Source organism: Phenylobacterium sp. GW821-FHT12F10 (genome assembly GCF_058806695.1).
In genome coordinates this window covers 236,971-254,671 of sequence record NZ_JBXAPY010000002.1, presented here as the reverse complement: position 1 = coordinate 254,671, position 17,701 = coordinate 236,971, and the positions used below count along the sequence as shown (strand labels likewise).

Annotated in this window: 17 protein-coding genes; 7 read left to right on the top strand and 10 right to left on the bottom strand. The window is 70.1% G+C overall.

Annotation, left to right across the window (positions count from 1 at the left end):
- Positions 1-11 precede the first annotated feature (11 nt).
- A complete protein-coding gene (locus AC1RN5_RS13590; protein ID WP_304701452.1) occupies positions 12-248 on the top strand; it encodes a DUF4170 domain-containing protein in 237 nt (78 codons plus the stop codon).
- Here the strand turns inward: AC1RN5_RS13590 and AC1RN5_RS13585 are convergent.
- On the bottom strand, positions 245-865 hold the full coding sequence (locus tag AC1RN5_RS13585; RefSeq protein ID WP_493041692.1) for a DUF1287 domain-containing protein: 621 nt from the start codon (positions 863-865) through the stop codon (positions 245-247). The genes AC1RN5_RS13590 and AC1RN5_RS13585 overlap by 4 nt on opposite strands.
- 4 nt (positions 866-869) lie before the next feature.
- A complete protein-coding gene (locus AC1RN5_RS13580; protein WP_493041691.1) occupies positions 870-1,535 on the bottom strand; it encodes a fused DSP-PTPase phosphatase/NAD kinase-like protein in 666 nt (221 codons plus the stop codon).
- A 111-nt stretch (positions 1,536-1,646) separates the two neighbouring features.
- Between AC1RN5_RS13580 and AC1RN5_RS13575 the strand changes: the two genes are divergently transcribed.
- From AC1RN5_RS13575 to lpxK, 5 genes are read left to right on the top strand one after another with little or no spacing between them, the layout of a single operon-like run.
- Positions 1,647-3,425: an ABC transporter ATP-binding protein gene (locus AC1RN5_RS13575; RefSeq protein ID WP_493041690.1), complete on the top strand. Its 1,779-nt coding sequence runs from the start codon at positions 1,647-1,649 to the stop codon at positions 3,423-3,425.
- On the top strand, positions 3,422-4,123 hold the full coding sequence (locus AC1RN5_RS13570) for a lysophospholipid acyltransferase family protein (protein WP_493041689.1): 702 nt from the start codon (positions 3,422-3,424) through the stop codon (positions 4,121-4,123). The genes AC1RN5_RS13575 and AC1RN5_RS13570 overlap by 4 nt, the downstream gene beginning before the upstream one ends.
- Before the next feature lie 30 nt (positions 4,124-4,153).
- Entirely contained in the window at positions 4,154-5,125 is a 972-nt protein-coding gene (locus AC1RN5_RS13565; protein ID WP_493041688.1) for a cation diffusion facilitator family transporter, read from the top strand.
- Positions 5,122-6,387, top strand: coding sequence for a 3-deoxy-D-manno-octulosonic acid transferase (locus AC1RN5_RS13560; protein ID WP_493041687.1), 1,266 nt, complete (start codon positions 5,122-5,124; stop codon positions 6,385-6,387). The genes AC1RN5_RS13565 and AC1RN5_RS13560 overlap by 4 nt, the downstream gene beginning before the upstream one ends.
- Positions 6,384-7,394, top strand: coding sequence for a tetraacyldisaccharide 4'-kinase (gene lpxK / locus AC1RN5_RS13555; RefSeq protein ID WP_493041686.1), 1,011 nt, complete (start codon positions 6,384-6,386; stop codon positions 7,392-7,394). The genes AC1RN5_RS13560 and lpxK overlap by 4 nt, the downstream gene beginning before the upstream one ends.
- Here lpxK and AC1RN5_RS13550 read toward each other — a convergent pair.
- Together AC1RN5_RS13550 and purD are read right to left on the bottom strand one after the other, a co-directional pair.
- A complete protein-coding gene (locus AC1RN5_RS13550) occupies positions 7,384-8,457 on the bottom strand; it encodes a phosphotransferase (protein WP_493041685.1) in 1,074 nt (357 codons plus the stop codon). The two genes, lpxK and AC1RN5_RS13550, sit on opposite strands and share 11 nt — an antisense overlap.
- A 103-nt stretch (positions 8,458-8,560) precedes the next feature.
- Positions 8,561-9,838 carry a phosphoribosylamine--glycine ligase gene (purD, locus tag AC1RN5_RS13545; RefSeq protein WP_493041684.1) on the bottom strand — a complete coding sequence of 426 codons (1,278 nt, stop codon included), beginning with the start codon at positions 9,836-9,838 and terminating at the stop codon, positions 8,561-8,563.
- A gap of 154 nt (positions 9,839-9,992) precedes the next feature.
- Between purD and AC1RN5_RS13540 the strand changes: the two genes are divergently transcribed.
- A complete protein-coding gene (locus AC1RN5_RS13540) occupies positions 9,993-10,991 on the top strand; it encodes a class 1 fructose-bisphosphatase (RefSeq protein ID WP_493041683.1) in 999 nt (332 codons plus the stop codon).
- Between the two features lie 21 nt (positions 10,992-11,012).
- Here the strand turns inward: AC1RN5_RS13540 and phoB are convergent, their stop codons facing one another.
- The 6 genes from phoB to AC1RN5_RS13510 form a co-directional block, all read right to left on the bottom strand.
- Positions 11,013-11,705 carry a phosphate regulon transcriptional regulator PhoB gene (phoB, locus tag AC1RN5_RS13535; protein WP_493041682.1) on the bottom strand — a complete coding sequence of 231 codons (693 nt, stop codon included), beginning with the start codon at positions 11,703-11,705 and terminating at the stop codon, positions 11,013-11,015.
- Positions 11,706-11,707: 2 nt separating this feature from the next.
- Positions 11,708-12,409 (bottom strand): phosphate signaling complex protein PhoU, encoded by a 702-nt coding sequence (gene phoU, locus AC1RN5_RS13530; RefSeq protein ID WP_304701434.1) that lies wholly within the window; start codon positions 12,407-12,409, stop codon positions 11,708-11,710.
- Between the two features lie 9 nt (positions 12,410-12,418).
- Positions 12,419-13,264: a phosphate ABC transporter ATP-binding protein PstB gene (pstB, locus tag AC1RN5_RS13525; RefSeq protein WP_421934552.1), complete on the bottom strand. Its 846-nt coding sequence runs from the start codon at positions 13,262-13,264 to the stop codon at positions 12,419-12,421.
- 34 nt (positions 13,265-13,298) lie between these two features.
- Positions 13,299-14,591 carry a phosphate ABC transporter permease PstA gene (gene pstA / locus AC1RN5_RS13520; RefSeq protein WP_493041681.1) on the bottom strand — a complete coding sequence of 431 codons (1,293 nt, stop codon included), beginning with the start codon at positions 14,589-14,591 and terminating at the stop codon, positions 13,299-13,301.
- Positions 14,584-16,026 carry a phosphate ABC transporter permease subunit PstC gene (gene pstC, locus AC1RN5_RS13515; RefSeq protein WP_493041680.1) on the bottom strand — a complete coding sequence of 481 codons (1,443 nt, stop codon included), beginning with the start codon at positions 16,024-16,026 and terminating at the stop codon, positions 14,584-14,586. The genes pstA and pstC overlap by 8 nt, the downstream gene beginning before the upstream one ends.
- A 92-nt stretch (positions 16,027-16,118) precedes the next feature.
- Entirely contained in the window at positions 16,119-17,534 is a 1,416-nt protein-coding gene (locus tag AC1RN5_RS13510; protein ID WP_493041679.1) for an ATP-binding protein, read from the bottom strand.
- Positions 17,535-17,701 lie beyond the last annotated feature (167 nt).

Below are 17,701 nucleotides of genomic sequence, written 5' to 3'. Positions count from 1 at the left end.
AAACCTCAGCCATGCCCGATAAGCAGCTCCTGCACCTCGTCATCGGCGGCGAACTTGAAGACCTCGAGCACAACACCTTCCGCGACCTCTCCAAGGTCGACCTGGTGGGCGCCTACGCCAGTCACGCCGAGGCGGTCGCCGCCTGGCGCACCAAGGCCCAGTCGACGGTGGACAACGCCCTGATGCGCTACTTCATCATCCACGCCCACAAGCTGCTCGACCCCGACAAGGACGAGCACGAGCATTAGGCCTCGCCCGGCGGCCGCCAGCGGTAGTGACCGACCGCCGTGTGGGCCGCGAACATCGCCAGACTCTCCTCGCGGGCTCCGGCGCCGATATTGTGCGCCACCCGCGGGCTGTCGCCGACCGCGGTGACCACGCCGACATGGGGCAGAGTCCCGGCGACCCGCCAGGTCAGGATGTCCCCCACCGCCGGGGGATGGGGCGAAACCTTGCCCAGCGCCGGACTCGCGGCCCGCCAGAGCTGCGCCCCGGACCGCGCCCAGTAAGTCTCAAGGTTGAGCACCCGCCGGTGGTCGATATTGGCGTCCGGGCGGGTCAGGCCCCAGGCGCGCCGGGAAGGATAGGCGGCGAAGGCGTGCAGCATGTCCTCGTGCACCAGCCTCTGAAGGTCGAGCCCCCAGGCGTCGCGGCCCGCGCGGATCACGACGTCGGCGCAGACGCCGGTCGATCGGCCGACATCGCCGCCGGGATAGGCCAGGCGCACATAGCTGGGATCATAGCCGGTGGTGACACCCACCTGGGCGCGGGCCGCCCGCGCCAGGGCCTGACCGGAGACCGCCGCCCGCGCGCGCCAGGCCGGAGCGGCCAGCAGGCCTCCAAGCAGGACGCGGCGTGTCGGCATGGGCCTATTCCCGTCTGAGCAGGCCCTCGGTGAGCAGCCGGCCCCACATCTCGCTGCGGAAATCGGCCTTTATTGCGGCCTCGTCGTAGGCGGGGCTGTCGACCCATTCCAGGAAGGTCTGGCCCTTGGGCTCGCCCTCGGCCAGGTAGCGCTCGAAGGTGTAGTCCAGCACCCCGGTCTTGCCGTGCTTGACGTGCAGGTACTTGAGCGACAGCTGCTCCAGGGCCTCGCGGATCGGCTTGCCCTGCCGGAAGTGCATGTAGAAGACGCTCATGATCCCGGCCCGGTCCGCCCCGGACTTGCAGTGCATGAGGGCGGGATATTCGATCGTCTCGAACAGCTCCTTGGCCCCGTGGACCCGGGCGCGGCTGGGGACCTCCCGGCTGGTGATGGTGAAGTCCACCATCTTCAGTCCCAGGCGCTCGCAGGCGTCCTTCTCGAGGGCGTGGAAGCTGGCGTCGAACCCGCCGCGCAGGTTGATGATGGTCTTGATCCCCCGCCGCTTCCATTCGGCCAGCTGGAAGGGCCAGGGCTGGTTGGTGCGCACCAGCTCGTCGCTGACCCAGTGGGCGTTGGAAAAGGCCAGCCGCAGATAGGCGTGGTCGTTCCACAGGTAGTTCAGCGTGGTGGAAAGCCGCCCGCCGGGGGATTTCAGATCGAATTCGGCCAAGGGGCGCTCCAGAAGACTGCCCCCTAACTAGGCGTTTGTGCGCCCTTGCGAAAGACCGCCGCGACAGCCCGCCGCTTGACTTCGCCGCCCTGACAGCCGACCCCAAGGACGATGACTGCGCCTGTCTCCGACGCCGCCGAGCTTCCGGCCCGCACCCTGATCGCGCGGATCGCCCGGGTCTATATGCGGCCCCGGTGGAAGGCCTGGACGGCCGCCATGGTCGCGGCCATCGCCGTGGCCTTCCTCTCGGCCAAGCTGGTGCAGATCTTCGAGCCGGCCATCAACGACCTGCTGGTCAACCACAAGCCCGGCGCCCTGGTGATGGTGCCCCTGACCATCGGCGCCCTGGCCATCGGCCGGGCGCTGGCCCAGGTGATCCAGGCTTCCCTGGTCAACCAGATCGGCAACGCCGTGGTGGGCGACGTCCAGGTGCAGCTGTTCGGCAAGCTGGTCCGCGCCGACCTGGCCCATCTGCGCACCCAGCATTCCGGGGCCTATGTCTCCTCGGTGCTCTACGACGCCAGCCTGATCCGCGAGGCGGCGACCTCCGGCGTCATCAACTACACCCAGCACCTGCTGACTGTGATCGGGGCGGTGACGGTGATGGTCTCCAACGACCTGCTGCTGTCGCTCACCCTGGTGGCGGCGGCCCCCCTCACCGGCTTCATCATGCGCCGGTTCTCCAAGCGCACCTCGAAGGCCGCCAAGGGCGCCATGGCCGAGACCTCGGCGCTGTCCACGGCGATCATGGAGAGCCTGGACGGGGTTCGGGTGGTGAAGATCGAGAACCGCGAAGCCTATGAAGAGGCCCGGGTCGCCGAGGTGGTGCAGCGCCGCCAGAAACACCTGGTGAAGGGCGCCAATGCCCGCGCCCGCGCCGCCCCGGCCACCGAGCTGGTGATGACCCTGATCACCGCCGCGGTCATCGCCTATGCCGGCTGGCGCTCGCAGTCCGGCGCCATGAACGTCGGGGCCTTCATGGCCTTCATCCTGGCGCTCGGCCTGGCCTCCCAGTCCCTGCGCCAGCTCTCCAACCTGCAGACGGTGATGGCCGAGGGTCTGAGCGCCGCGCGGCGCCTGTTCGCCGCCCTCGACGTCGAGCCGGAGGTGCGCGAGCACGCCGGCGCCGCCCCCCTGCCCCGCGGCGAGACCACCATCCGCTTCCAGGACGTCGGCTTCTCCTACGCCGACGGTCCCCCGACCCTTCAGGAGGTGACCCTGGAGGTGCATCGCGGCGAGACGGTCGCCCTGGTGGGGCCCTCGGGGGGCGGCAAGACCACCATCCTCAACCTGATCCCGCGCTTCTACGACGCCACCGCCGGCCGGGTGACCATCGACGGGACCGACATCCGCGACGTGACCCTGTCGTCCCTGCGCGCCCAGATCGCCCTGGTGACCCAGGAGCCCTTCCTGTTCGACGACACGATCCGGGCCAATATCGCCTATGCGCGGCCCGAAGCCAGCCAGGAGGAGATCGAGGTCGCGGCCCGGGCGGCGGCGGCCCACGAGTTCATCCTCTCCCTGCCGGGCGGCTACGACACCCTGGTGGGGGAGGCCGGGGCGCGCCTGTCGGGGGGCCAGAGGCAGCGGATCGCCATCGCGCGCGCCTTCCTGAAGGACGCCCCGATCCTGCTGCTGGACGAGGCCACCAGCGCCCTGGACACCGAGAGCGAGGCCCAGGTCCAGGCGGCCCTGGCGCGCCTGATGGCCGGCCGCACCACCATCCTGATCGCCCACCGCCTCTCCACCGTGCGCGGCGCCGACCGCATCTATGTGATCGACAGGGGCCGGGTGGTGGAGACCGGCGACCACGGCTCCCTGATCAAGAAGCGCGGCCTCTATGCCCGCCTGGCCCGCAGCCAGGACCTCGAGGCCGAGACCGCGGCGTGAAGAAGTTCATCCGCAGACCCGCCGTCCAGGCGTTCCTCGGCTGGGTGCTGGCCGGCTATATGAGCCTGATCCGCCACAGCGTCCGCTGGCGGCACGAGAACCTCGAGGCCGCCAGCGCAGTCCTGCGCGCCGAACCCGGGGTCATCGCCCTGCTCTGGCACGGACGCATTCCGGTGGCGCTCACCGTGGCCCCGATCCTCAAGCAGACCAAGCTCGCCCACTGCCTGGTGTCGCCCTCCGCCGACGGCGAGTTCTTCGCCCAGGCCATGGCCCACAACGGCTTTCCCTCCATCCGCGCCTCCTCGGCCAAGAAGGGCGACTCCGCCAAGGCCCGCGCCGTGGTGGCCGCCTTCCGCGAGGCCATGGCCTGGGTGAAGGGCGGCGGGGTGCTGATCGTCACCCCCGACGGCCCGCGCGGTCCCAACGAGGTGATGGCGCCCGGCGCCCTGCAGATCGCCAAGCGCACCGGCGCGCCGGTGCTGCTGGTGGGCCTGGCGGCTTCCCCGGCCAGGCGGCTCGGGAGCTGGGACACCGCCATGGTGGCCGCCCCCTTCGGCAAGGGCTCGGCGATCTGGGAGGGGCCCTACTACGTGCCCGCCGACGCCGACGACGCGGCCATCGAGGCGCTGACCGCCGACTGGGCCTCGAAGCTCTCGGCGGCCACCCGGCAGGCGGAGTCCCGGGTGGCGGCGGATTGATCCGCCGCCCGCTCGGTGAGACATAGGGGCATGGCCCACGATCACCACGATCACTCCCACCACGACCATGATCACCACCACGATCATGGCGCCCACGGCCATGCGCACGATCATGGCCACAGCCACGCGCCGAAGGACTTCGGCCGCGCCTTCGCCGTCGGGGTGGCGCTGAACTTCGGCTTCGTCCTGGCGGAGGTGGGGGCCGGCCTGTGGTCGGGATCCCTGGCCCTGCTGGCTGACGCCGGCCACAACCTGTCGGACGTGCTCAGCCTGCTGCTGGCCTGGGGCGCCACCATCCTGGCCCGGCGGGCGCCCAGCGTCCGGCGGACCTACGGCCTGCGCAAGGGCACGATCCTGGCCTCCCTGGCCAACGCCGTCCTGCTGCTGGTGGCGGTAGGCGTCATCGGGACCGAGGCGGTGCGCCGCTTCGCCGAACCCGCCGACGTCGCCACCCTGCCGGTGATGATCGTCGCGGCCATCGGGGTGGTGATCAACACCGCCACGGCCCTGATGTTCATGCGCGGCCACGACGACCTGAACGTCCGCGGCGCCTTCCTGCACATGGCCAGCGACGCCGCCGTCAGCCTGGCGGTGGTGGTGGGCGCGGGCGTCATGGCCCTGACCGGCCTCGGCTGGATCGACCCGGCGCTCAGCCTGGGCATCGCCGTGGTGATCGTGCTGGGCACCTGGGGCCTGCTGAAGGATTCGGTGAACCTGGCCCTCGACGCCGCCCCCAAGGGGATCGACGTGGGCGAGGTGCGGTCCTGGCTGACGGCCCTGCCCGGCGTCACCGACGTCCACGACCTGCACGTCTGGGCCATGAGCACCACCGAGACGGCGATGACGGCCCACCTGACCCGGCCGGCCAATCCCGACTGCGACGCCTTCCTGCACACCGCCTGCGAGGGCCTGGCCAAGCGGTTCAACATCGGCCACTGCACCCTGCAGGTGGAGACCGGCGGGGCGGAGGTCTGCCGCCTCTCGCCCGCGGAAGCCGTGTGAGACGCCCGCTCTCCCTCGCCCTCTACGCCGCCGCCCTAGGCCTCCTGGAACCCTGCGCCCGGCCCCTGCTGCGGCGGCGGGTCAAGGCGGGCAAGGAGGACGCGGCCCGCCTGGAGGAGCGGCTCGGGCGCTCCGGCCTTCCCCGCCCCGACGGTCCCCTGGTCTGGCTCCATGGGGTGAGCGTCGGCGAGACCATGTCGCTCCTACCCCTGGTGGAGGCCCTGGCCGCGCGGCCGCGCCTGACCCTGCTGGTGACCTCCGGAACCCGGACCTCGGCCGAGCTGCTGGCCAAACGCCTGCCGAAGGGGGTGATCCACCAGTACGCGCCCGTGGACGCGCCCGGCGCCGTGGCCCGTTTCCTCGATCACTGGCGGCCAAGCCTCGGGATCCTGGTGGAGAGCGAGCTCTGGCCCAACCTGATCCTCGGCGCCCGCGGCCGGGGGGTGAAGCTGGCCCTGGTCTCGGCGCGAATGACCCAGGGCAGCGCCGACGGCTGGGCCCGCCTGCGCGGCGCGGCCACCGCCCTGCTGGGCGCCTTCGACCTGATCCTGCCGCAGGAGGCGGAGACGGCCGCGCGGCTCAAGGTCCTGGGGGCCCGCACCGGGCCGCTGCTGAACCTGAAGACGGTGGGCGATCCCCTGCCCTGCGACGCCGCCGAGCTGGCGCGGCTGAAGGCCTCGGCGGGCGGCCGCCGGATCGTACTCGCCGCCAACACCCATCCCGGCGAGGACGAGATCGTCATCGCCGCCGTCCGCGAGGCGGCCCTGACCGACAGCCTGTTGGTGATCGCCCCGCGCCATCCCGCCAGGGGCGAGGCCGTGGCGGCCCTGCTGCGGGGCGCCGGCTTCCAGGTGGCCCGGCGGGCGGTGGGCGAGGCGCCCACGGCGGCGACCACCGCCTATGTCGCCGACACCCTGGGCGAGATGGGCCTGCTCTACAGCCTGGCCGACGTGGTGGTGATGGGCGGCGCCTTCCTGCCCGGGATCGGCGGGCACAATCCCCTGGAACCGGCGCGGCTGGCGCGGCCGATCCTCACCGGCCCCCACGCCTTCAACGCCACCGCCCTCTATGCCGATCTCCTGGCCCTGGCCGCGGCCATCGAGGCGCCGGACAGCGCCACCCTGGCCCGTCACCTGAGGGGCCTGGCCGACCATCCCCACATCGGCCGGCGCATGGGCGAGGCGGCCCTGGCCTATGCCGAGAGCCAGGAAGGCGCCCTGGACCGGGCCCTGACCCTGCTCGAACCCCTGCTGCCCGCATGAAGCTGCCCACGCCCCGATGGTGGTACGTCCGCGACGGCGCCCCGGCGCCGGTGGCCCGCACCCTGCTCAAGCCCGCCGCCTGGATCTGGGCGGCGGTGACGGCGCGGCGGATCGCGCGGACCGTTCCCCTCGATCCCGGCGTGCCGGTGATCTGCGTCGGCAACCTCACCGCGGGCGGGACGGGCAAGACCCCGGTGGTGCGCGAGCTGCTGAAGCGCCTGCGGGCGCGGCATGTGGAGGCCCAGGGCCTGTCGCGGGGCTATGGCGGCTCCCTGGAGGGTCCGGTCCAGGTGGACCCGGCCACGCACAGCGCCGCCGAGGTGGGGGACGAGCCGCTGATGCTGGCGGCCGACGCGCCGATCTGGATCTCCCGCGATCGGGCCAAGGGGGCCCTGGCCGCCGCCTGGGCCGGCGCCCAGGCCCTGGTGATGGACGATGGCCACCAGAACCCCTCGGTGAAGAAATCCCTGTCCCTGGTGGTGGTGGACGGCGAGACCCGCAACAACGAATGGCCCCTGGGGGACGGGGCGGTCTTTCCCGCCGGCCCCCTGCGCGAGCCCCTGGCCGTGGGCCTGGCCCGGGCCGACGCGGTGATCCTGATGCTGCCGTCCGACCTGGAGGCGCCCGATCCCGAACTGGTGGCGATGTTCCCCGGAAAGCCGGTCCTGATCGCCCGCCTGGCGCCCCTCGCCCCGCCGCCGTCAGGCCCGCAGGTGGGGTTCGCCGGGGTCGGCAAGCCCTGGAAGGTGGAGCGGTCCCTGCAGGCCGCCGGCTGCGACCTGAAGGACTTCGCGCCCTTCCCCGACCACATGGCCTATGACGAGGCCACCCTGCGCCGCCTGGCCGAGCGGGCGGCGACCTTCGGCGCGGGTCTGGTGACCACCGAGAAGGACTGGGCCCGCCTGCCGGCCGACTGGCGGACGCGGATCACCTCCTGGCCGGTCCAGGCGGTGTTCGAGGACGAGGCCGCGCTGGAGGCGTTGCTCGACCGGGCGCTCAGGCCTTAGCGCCGGCCTTCTGGGCGTAGGTCCAGCTGGCCTTGGCCAGCTGCGGCACGCGCAGGGCCATGGCGGCGGCCTGCGGGCTGTTGGCCGTGCCGTCGCGGGCGCGGCCCACGATCCCCTGACAGATCCCGGCCAGCCGGAACATGTTGTAGGAGAAGAACCAGTTGAGGTCGTGCAGGGCCTCCCGGTTGGTCAGTCGGCAGTATTCGGCGACGTACTCGTCGAGGGTCGGGATGCCGTGCGCCTTGAGGTCCGGGATGGCCGAGATGCCGCCATTGACCCAGTTCATCAGCAGGTAGGTGAAGTCGGCGAGCGGCTCGCCCAGGGTCGAGAGCTCCCAGTCCAGCACGGCGACGACCCGCGGCTCGGTGGCGTGCAGCACCATGTTGTCGAGGCGGTAGTCGCCATGGACGATGGAGGTGCGCTCCTGCTCCGGCAGGCTCTGGGGCAGCCATGTGATCAGCCGCTCCATCTCCTCGATGTGCTCGGTCTCGCTGGCCTTGTACTGCTTGGTCCAGCGGTCGACCTGACGGCCCATATAGTTGCCGGGCCGGCCGTAGTCGCCCAGGCCGATGGCCTCGTAGTCGGTGTTGTGCAGGTCGGCCAGGGTCTTGAGCTTGGCCATGTAGATGGCGTGGCGCTCGGCCGGCTCGTACTGCGGCAGGCTCTGGTCCCAGAGGATGCGGCCCTCCACCATGTCCATCACGTAGAACATGGTGCCGATGACGCTGTCGTCGGTGCAGAGGCCCCAGGACTTGGCCACCGGGAAGCCGGTGGTGTGCAGGGCGGTGATCACCTTGTACTCGCGGTCCACCGCGTGGGCCGAGGGCAGCAGCTTGCCCGGCGGCTTGCGGCGCAGGACATATTTCTTGTTGGGGGTGACCAGCTGATAGGTCGGGTTGGACTGGCCGCCCTTGAACTGGCGCACCTCCAAGGGACCGGCATAGCCGTCGACATTGGCCTCCATCCAGGCGGCCAGGGCGGCCTCGTCGAACCGGTGGCTCTCGGCCACCTCCTTGGTGCCGGTGTTGAGCTGCTCGCGAACCTGCTCGTCTGCTTCGGCCATGAGCGTTCCCCTTGTTCTCTTACGCGTGTTTGAAAACACCATATCGACCCCCCTGCCCTCACGGCAAGGCAAGAGGCGATCTGCGTACCAGAACTTCGAAAACTTAGGCCGACTTGCCGAGCACCCGCCAGCCGATGTCGCTGCGGTGGAAGCCGCCGGGCAGATCGATCCTCGCCACCGCCGCATAGGCCTTGTCGCGGGCTTCTCTGAGGGTGGGGGCGCGGGCGCAGACATTGAGCACCCGGCCGCCGCTGGCCCGCAGGGTTCCGTCGGAATCGCGGCTCGTACCGGCGTGGAAGACGACGACATCGGGACCGAAGTCCTGCTCGGCGCCGGTGATCGCGGCCCCGGTCTTGGGCGCGTCGGGATAGCCCTCGGCGGCGATCACCACGCAGATGGCGGCCTCGTCGCGCCAGACCGGCGGCGGCAGCTGGGCCAGCGTCCCGGTGGCGCAGGCCAGCAGGTAGGGGACGAGGTCGCTCTCCAGCCGCAGCATCAGCACCTGGCATTCCGGGTCACCGAAGCGGACGTTGAACTCCACCAGCTTGGGACCGTCCCGGGTGGCCATCAGCTCCACGAACAGCACGCCCTGATAGGGCGCCCCCTCGTCGGCGATGCCGTCGAAGGCGCGCTCGGCCAGGCGCTCGCGGGTCTCGTCGATCAGGTCGGGCGTGAAGACCGGGGCGGGCGAGTAGGTGCCCATGCCGCCGGTATTGGGGCCCTGCTCGCCGTCATAGGCGCGCTTGTGGTCCTGGGCCTGGCCGAACACCATGGCGGTCTTGCCGTCGCACAGGGCGAACAGCGAACCGATCTCACCCTCCAGGAACTCCTCGATCACCACCCGGGCGCCGGCGGCGCCGAACCGGCCGCCGATGGCGTCATCGATGGCGGCCTCGGCGGTGGCCAGGTCCGGGGCGATCACCACGCCCTTGCCGGCCGCCAGGCCGTCGGCCTTGATCACGTAAGGGGGCTTGAAGGCCGCCAGCCCGGCCTTGGCCTGGGCGGCGTCCTCATAGACGGCATAGGCCGAGGTCGGCAGGCCGTGGCGGTCGGTGAAGGCCTTGGTGAAGGCCTTGGAAGTCTCCAGCTGGCCGGCCTGGGCGACGGGGCCGAAGCAGGGGATGGCGAGCCGGGCCAAGGCGTCGGCCAAGCCCGCCTCGACGGCGGTTTCGGGTCCGATCACCACCAGGTCGGCGGCGATCTCCTGGGCGAGGGCCACAAGTCCCGCGACATCCGTCGCCTTGAGGGGCCGCAGTTCACCCAGGGACGCCATGCCGGGATTGCCCGGAGCGATCACCAGGCGCGAACACAGCGGCGAGGCCGCGATCTTCCAGGCCAGGGCGTGTTCGCGCCCGCCCGAACCGACGAGGAGGATGTTCATGGACCGCGCTTTCGCCCGTCAGGCCCGGTCGGTCAAGCCACCAGCCGGTCCCTGCCATGGGCGCCAGGGGCGAGGATGGGGTTGTCGTCCCTCCCGCCCTTGTGGTCTTACGGGCCTCAAGCCCGGACAGGGCGAATTCGGAGGATGATCGGTCTTGATCAAGCTTGATGATTTTCTCGCCCGCGACGCGGCCGACCCGCGCCTGACCGCCTTGATCGCCTCGGTGGTGGAGGCCTGCGGCCAGATCAGCGCCCTGGTGCGCCGCGGCGCGGCCGGCGAGATCCTGGGCGCCCTGGAGAGCCAGAACGTCCAGGGCGAGGTGCAGAAGAAGCTGGACGTCATCTCCAACGAGATCCTGCTGCAGCGCTGCGCCGAGGCCCCCGGCCTCGTGGCCATGGCCTCGGAGGAGATGGACGACATCTATCCGGTGCGCGAGGTCGGCTCCGAGGGGGGCTATCTGCTGCTGTTCGATCCCCTGGACGGGTCGAGCAATATCGACGTCAACGTCTCCATCGGCACCATCTTCTCGATCCTGCCGGCCCCGCGCGCCGACAGCCCGAGGCCGGCGGCCACCGCCGACTTCATGCAGAGCGGCCGCAACCAGGTGGCCGCCGGCTACGTGGTCTATGGGCCCCAGACCACCCTGGTCCTGAGCCTGGGGAACGGCGTCCACGCCTTCACCCTGGATCCGCTCAACGACGAGTGGGTCCCCACGGCGCACGCGATCACCATTCCGCACGAGACCAAGGAATACGCCATCAACGCCTCGAACCTGCGCCACTGGGCCCCGCCGGTGCGCGGCTATGTCGAGGCGTGCCTGGCCGGCGAAGATGGGCCGCGAGGCAAGAACTTCAACATGCGCTGGATCGCCTCGATGGTGGCCGACGTCCACCGCATCATGGTGCGCGGCGGGGTGTTCCTCTATCCGTGGGACGCTCGCGAGCCCGATCGCGCCGGCAAGCTGCGGCTGATGTACGAGGCCAACCCCATGTCCATGCTGGTGGAGCAGGCCGGGGGCGCGGCCTTCGACGGCCAGGGCCACATCCTCGACGCCGAGGTCACCTCCCTGCACCAGCGCATCTCGGTGATGCTGGGATCACGGGCCGAGGTGGAGCACCTGATGGAACTGCACGCCGAGGCGACGGGCGTCTGAGGACGCCCGTCTGACCCGGGACTAGGCGTCCATGTCCAGGGAATAACCCGCCGAGCGCACGGTGCGGATCGGATCGGCCTCGCTCTCCTGGCGGTTCAGGGCCTTGCGCAGACGGCCGATGTGGACGTCCACCGTGCGGGCCTCGACATAGACGTCGGAGCCCCAGACGGCGTCCAGCAACTGCTCGCGGGAGAAGACCCGGCCGGGGTGCTGCATCAGGTAGTCCAGAAGCCGGAACTCGGTGGGGCCCAGGTGGACCTCGGACCCGGCGCGCTTCACCCGGTGGGCGACGCGGTCGATCACCAGGTCGCCGATATGGACCCGATCCTCGGCCAGGCCCGGCCGGATGCGGCGCAGCACCGCACGGATGCGGGCCGACAGCTCGCTCATGGCGAAGGGCTTGATGACATAGTCGTCGGCGCCGGTGTCGAGGCCGCGGATGCGGTCGCTCTCCTCGCCGCGGGCCGTCAGCATGATGATCGGCACATTGCGGCTCTCGGTGCGCTGGCGCAGGCGGCGACAGACCTCGATGCCGGAGACCTTGGGCAGCATCCAGTCCAGCACGATCAGGTCGGGCAGGCGCTCGCTGACCACGGTCAGGGCCTCCTCGCCGTCGGCGGCCACGACCACGTCGTAGCCTTCCTTCTCGAGGTTGTATTGCAGCAGGGTGGACAGGGCGTCCTCGTCCTCGACCACCAGGATGTTGGGAATCATGATCAGGCGTCCCGCAGCAGGTCGTCGGTCTTGGGCCGGGCCGAGCCGATGGTCTCGGCGCCGGTGATCTCGTAGTGGATGATCTCGGCGATGTTGGTGGCGTGGTCGCCGATCCGCTCGAGGTTCTTGGCCACGAACAGCATGTGGGCGCAGGCGGTGATCGTGCGCGGATCGCCCATCATGTAGGTCAGCAGCTCGCGGAACAGGCTGTTGTAGTGCTCGTCCACCTCGTCGTCGCGGGACCAGACGGCCAGGGCCCGATCGAGATCGGAGCCGGTATAGGCGTCCAGCACGTCCTTCAGCCGGCCCAGGACCAGCTTGCCCATGCGCTCGATGGAGCGGGTCAGCGGGCTCATCGGCTCGGCCTCGGTGAGCACCAGGGTGCGCTTGGCGATGTTCTTGGCCAGGTCCCCGCAGCGCTCCAGGTTCATGGCGATCTTCATCGCCGCCACGGTCTTGCGCAGGTCGTTGGCCATGGGCTGGCGCAGGGCGATCAGGCGGATGGCCTTGCGCTCGATGTCGGCCTCCAGCACGTCCAGCCGCTCGTCGCGGCCGACGATGGCCTCGGCCAGGGCCTGGTCGCGCTTGACCACCGCCTCGATGCTGTCGCCCACCTGGGCCTCGGTGAGGCCGCCCATCCGCGCGCATTCGGCGGTCAGCGTGTTCAGTTCGTCTTCGTAGGATTTGACGATGTGCTCGTTCATGTCGTGCCCCTAGCCGAACCGGCCGGTGATGTAGTCCTGGGTGCGGCTGTCCCGCGGGTTGGTGAAGATCTCGCCGGTGGGACCGGCCTCCACCAGCTTGCCCAGGTGGAAGAAGGCGGTCTTCTGCGACACCCGCGCGGCCTGGGCCATGGAGTGGGTGACGATGACGATGCAGTACTGGTTGCGCAGCTCGTCGATCAGCTCCTCGATCCGCGCCGTGGCGATGGGGTCCAGGGCCGAGCAGGGCTCGTCCATCAGGATCACCTCCGGGGAGACGGCGATGGCGCGGGCGATCACCAAGCGCTGCTGCTGGCCCCCGGAAAGGCCGGTGCCGGGCTGGTGCAGCCGGTCGGCCACCTCCCCCCAGAGACCCGCCTTCTTCAGGGAGGTCTCCACCAGGGCCTCCAACTCCGCCTTGCTGCTGGTCAGGCCGTGGATGCGGGCGCCGTAGGCGACGTTCTCGAAGATGGTCTTGGGGAAGGGGTTCGGTTTCTGGAACACCATGCCGACCCGGGCGCGCAGGATCACCGGGTCGATGGAGCGGTCGTTGACGTCCTCGCCGTCCAGCTCGATCCGCCCCCGCACCGTGGCCCCGGGGATGGTGTCGTTCATCCGGTTGATGCAGCGCAGGAAGGTGGACTTGCCGCAGCCGGAGGGCCCGATCAGGGCGGTCACCGACTTCTCGGGCACGTCCAGGGAGACATCGAACAGGGCCTGCTTGTCGCCGTAGAAGACGTTGACGTCGCGGGCGCGGATCTTGATGCCCGTGGCGGCGCCGTCGGCGTGGGCGCGGTCCACGGCGATGTGGACCGGCGCGGCGCCTTGGGCCTGGCTGTCGTCGCGCTGGCTGGGCATGGGGGACCTTGAGGTTTGACGCGGGATCATCGGACTACCACCGGCGTTCGAAGCGGCGGCGAAGCAGGATCGCGGCCAGGTTCATGATGATCATGAAGGCGAGGAGGACCAGGATCGCCGCGGCGGTGCGCTCGTGGAAGGCGCGCTCCGAGGCGTTTTCCCAGATGAAGACCTGGACCGGCAGGGTGGTGGCGGCCCCGGTGAAGCCCTCGGGCACCCCGGGGACGAAGGAGATCATGCCGATCATCAGCAGGGGCGCGGTCTCGCCGAGCGCGTGGGCCAGGGACAGGATCGCGCCGGTCATGACGCCGGGCATGGCCAGCGGCAGGACGTGGTGGAACACCGTCTGGGTGCGCGAGGCGCCGACGCCGAGGGCCGCCTCGCGGATCGAGGGCGGCACCGCCTTCAGGGCCGAGCGGGTGGCGATGATCACGGTCGGCAGGGCCATCAGGGCCAGGACCAGGCCGCCCACCAGGGGCGAAGACCTGGGCACGTGCAGCCAGTTGATGAACACCGCCAGGCCCAGCAGGCCGTAGACGATGGAGGGCACGGCGGCCAGGTTGTTGATGTTGACCTCGATGAGGTCGGTCCACCGGGTCTTCGGCGCGAACTCCTCCAGATAGGTGGCGGCCAGCACCCCGATGGGCACCGCCAGGACCGCGGTCACCAGGAGCATCATGGCCGAGCCCACCACTGCGCCCAGGACGCCGGCCTGCTCGGGCTCGGTGGAGTCGGACTTGGTGAGGAAGCCGAAGTTGAAGCCCTTGGACACCGCCCCGGAGGCCTGCATCCGGTCGAGCCAGGTCAGTTGCCGGTTGTCGAGCTTGCGCTCCTCCTCGGGCGTCGAGCGCTTCAGCTCGCCCTTGTAGTAGAGGGCGGCGTCGGCCTTGACCGGGCCGCTCACCTTGACCGTCTTGCCGATCAGGGTCGGGTCGGCCTTGACCATCTTCAGCAGCTGGAAGCCGAAGTCGTTGGAGATGATGTCCATCATCTTGCCCGAGGTCTCGCCGAACTCGTCGTCCTTCTCCCCCAGCCGGGCCAGCATCTGGTCGGCCACCAGCAGGTCGAAATTGGCGCCGCCGATGTCGTTGCGATCGACCTTGGCCGGATCGACATAGATCGACTGGGTGATCTGGTAGTCGATGAAGGTGGAATAGCCCTGCAGGGCGATGCGGCCCACCAGCAGGATCAGGAAGCCCAGCGCCAGGGTGATGGCCAGTTGGCCATAGAGGCGGAAACGCCGCTCCTGGGCGTAGCGCTTCTTCAGACGCGCCTCCAGCCCCTGGCGGAAGGCGGCCTTGTCGATGGGGAGGGCGGCGTCAGTCATACTGTTCCCGGTACTTCTGGACGATGCGCAGGGCGATCACGTTCAGGATGAAGGTCACCACGAAGAGGGTGAGGCCCAGGCCGAAGGCCGAGAGCGTCTTGGGGCTGTCGAACTCCTGGTCGCCGGTCAGCAGGGTGACGATCTGCACCGTCACCGTGGTCACGGTGTCCAGGGGGTTGAGGGTGGTCTTGGCCTGCAGGCCGGCCGCCATGGTGACGATCATGGTCTCGCCGATGGCCCGCGAGACGGCCAGCAGCATGGCGGCCATGATCCCGGGCAGGGCCGCGGGCAGGACCACCTTCTTCACCGTCTCCGACCGGGTGGCGCCCATGGCCAGGCTGCCGTCGCGCAGGGACTGGGGCACGGCGTTCATGATGTCGTCGGAGAGCGAGGAGACGAAGGGGATCAGCATGATCCCCATCACCGCGCCGGCCACCAGGGCCATCTGGTTCTGAACCTGGCTGAGATAGAGGCCCAGGCCGTCCAGGGGGCCGCCGATCATCAGGCGCCCCAGGCTGTTGAAGCCCTCGCGGAAGATCGGCCCCACGGTCAGGGCGGCGAAGAAGCCGTAGACCACGGTGGGCACCCCGGCCAGGATCTCCAGCAGCGGCTTGACCACGCCCCGGGTCAGGGGCCGGGCGTATTCCGACAGGTAGATCGCCGAGAACAGGCCGATGGGGGCCGCGACGATCATGGCGATCAGCATGATCAGGAAGGTGCCCACGAACAGCGGCACGGCCCCGAAGGCGCCCTTGGTGGCGTACTGGTCGCTGCGCATGGCGATCTGCGGGTCCCAGTCGGTCCCCAGCAGGAAGTCGATGGGCGACACCGACTGGAAGAAGCGCCAGCTCTCCCAGACCAGGGAGGCGACAATGCCGACCGTCGTCAGGATGGCGGTGACGGCGCAGGCGATGAACAGCACCGCGATCCAGCCCTCCACCCGGTTTCGGGCGCGGAAGGTGGGGCTGATGCGCGGATAGGCCAGGGCCAGGCCCGCCAGGCCCAGGACCGCCCCGGCCGCCAGGGCCCCGTAACGGATCAGCTGCTCCAGGCGCTTGGCCTGCTGGGCCTTGGCCTCCAGCGCGACCTTCAGGTCGCCGTCATAGGCCGTCTCGCTGGCCTGGCCGCCGTGGGCCAGGGCGCGGGCGTCGTCGAAGAACACGTCCTGCATCTGGCCCTGCAGGGCCGCGACGGCGGGAGGAATGTCGGCCCGCAGCAGGGCGGCCTCCATGCGGCCGCCGAACATGGCCGCGGCCAGGACCACCAGCGCCGCCGGCAGGCCCGCCCACAGGGCGACATAGCTCCCATGATAGCCCGGCAGGGAGTGGAGAGCGCCCTTCTGTCCGCGGACCAGGGCCTGGGCCTTGCGCCGGCCGAAGGCGTAGGTCGCGCCGGAGAACAGGAAGAGCGCCAGCAGGGCGATCCAGGTGAGCATCGGGGCTCCAAAGCCTAAACAACATGCCCGACGGAGATCCGCCTGACGCCGCGCGGAACCTGCCTGCGCAATGCTGTCGGCTTACGACACTTCTAAGACGGTTTTGTAACAGCGCCCTCGATAGGCGGGTCCGGCATGGCCAAGGCGGCCGCCGAAAGCGGGAAATAGGCGCTGAAGGTCGTGCCCTCCCCCTCCACGCTCTCCACCGCCAGCCCGCCCCGGTGCCGGTTCATGATGTGCTTGACGATGGCCAGACCGAGGCCGGTGCCGGACCGCTCGCCGCTCTTCTGGCCCTCGACCCGATAGAACCGCTCCGTCAGCCGCGGCAAATGCTCACGCTTGAGCCCAACCCCGGAGTCGGACACCCGCAAAGCAGCATAGAGATCATGCCCATGATCCGGGGTGAGCAGGGACAGGCGCGCGGCCTGGGGCCGCAGGGGAGCCGCGGCGGCCTCGGCGGTCAGGGCCGACTGCAGGGCGATGGTCACCGCCCCGCCCTTGGGGGAGTACTTCAGGGCGTTGTCCACCAGGTTCTGCACCACCTGGACGATCTGGTCGCGGTCACCGGCCACCACCACCTCGCCCCGCGGCGGCAGGCAGGGGGCCAGGGTCACTCCGCGCTCCCGGGCCAGTGGCCCCAGGGCGTCGACCACGTCCATCACCGCCAGGCTCAGGTCGGTCTCGCCCTGGGGGGCGATGTGCTCGTTGAGCTCGATCCGGGAGAGCGAGAGCAGGTCGTCGATCAGGCGCGCCATCCGCTCGGCCTGGGTCGACATGATGGTCAGGAACCGCTCCCGCGCCGCCTCGTCGGTGCGGGCATGGCCGCGCAGGGTCTCGATGAAGCCGCTGAGGGAGGCGAGCGGCGTGCGCAGCTCGTGGCTGGCGTTGGCCAGGAAATCGGCGCGGGTCTGTTCGGCCCGCCGGATGTCGGTCTCGTCGCGCAGGACCAGCAGGGCCAGGCGCGAGCCGTCGGGCGCCTCGCCGAGCGGCTTGGCGAAGGCCCTCAGCACCCGGGCCTGGGCCCCGCCCAGGGCGTAGATCGCCTGGCTGTCGAGGCCGCCGAACAGGGCCTCGTCCACCGCCTCCAGCACCTGAGGATCGCGAATCGCCGTAACCAGGAGACCGGCGTCGTGCTGAATTCTCAGCAGGTCGCGGGCGGCCTCGTTGACCACCACGAAGCGCCGCCCCGTGAGGTCATCGGGTTCATGCGCTGCGATCACCAGCACCGGGTCGGGCAGGGCGTTGATGATGCTGACATAGGGCGGCGCGTTCTCGTGCGGCGGCCGCGCCGGAACCTGCGGCGCCTGGGTCGCCTCCTGGGCGAGGTGCCCGGCCCGCCAGGCGACCGCCAGGACCAGAAGCGCCACCACCAGGGCCATCCAGGCCGCGGCGTCGCTCTGATCGCCTCTTCCGGCGGAGATCACCAACAAGGCCAGGACGCCCAGGCCGCCGGTGATCAGCGCCGGGCCCGAGAGCCGGAGCCATCGGCGCGGCGGCGTCTGCGACAAGGCGAATCTCCGAAACTGCAATATCCGAGCAGGCTCCAGACTTATGACACCGACATGACAGCCGCCCAAGCTTGGCGGCCCTGTCAGGAAATCTGTGGTCGCTTCAAATCAATCTCTATTTATCCGATGGGATTTATCGGGTCTTTACGGACCTGAGTTTTGGAAAA

Bases quoted from the DNA above. Each gene is read 5' to 3' on its own strand.
- AC1RN5_RS13590 (WP_304701452.1), top strand. From the start codon at position 12: ATGCCCGATAAGCAGCTCCTGCACCTCGTCATCGGCGGCGAACTTGAA.
- AC1RN5_RS13585 (WP_493041692.1), bottom strand. From the start codon at position 865: ATGCCGACACGCCGCGTCCTGCTTGGAGGCCTGCTGGCCGCTCCGGCC.
- AC1RN5_RS13575 (WP_493041690.1), top strand. From the start codon at position 1,647: ATGACTGCGCCTGTCTCCGACGCCGCCGAGCTTCCGGCCCGCACCCTG.
- AC1RN5_RS13565 (WP_493041688.1), top strand. From the start codon at position 4,154: ATGGCCCACGATCACCACGATCACTCCCACCACGACCATGATCACCAC.
- lpxK (WP_493041686.1), top strand. From the start codon at position 6,384: ATGAAGCTGCCCACGCCCCGATGGTGGTACGTCCGCGACGGCGCCCCG.
- AC1RN5_RS13550 (WP_493041685.1), bottom strand. From the start codon at position 8,457: ATGGCCGAAGCAGACGAGCAGGTTCGCGAGCAGCTCAACACCGGCACC.
- purD (WP_493041684.1), bottom strand. From the start codon at position 9,838: ATGAACATCCTCCTCGTCGGTTCGGGCGGGCGCGAACACGCCCTGGCC.
- phoB (WP_493041682.1), bottom strand. From the start codon at position 11,705: ATGATTCCCAACATCCTGGTGGTCGAGGACGAGGACGCCCTGTCCACC.
- phoU (WP_304701434.1), bottom strand. From the start codon at position 12,409: ATGAACGAGCACATCGTCAAATCCTACGAAGACGAACTGAACACGCTG.
- pstB (WP_421934552.1), bottom strand. From the start codon at position 13,264: ATGCCCAGCCAGCGCGACGACAGCCAGGCCCAAGGCGCCGCGCCGGTC.
- pstA (WP_493041681.1), bottom strand. From the start codon at position 14,591: ATGACTGACGCCGCCCTCCCCATCGACAAGGCCGCCTTCCGCCAGGGG.
- pstC (WP_493041680.1), bottom strand. From the start codon at position 16,026: ATGCTCACCTGGATCGCCCTGCTGGCGCTCTTCCTGTTCTCCGGCGCG.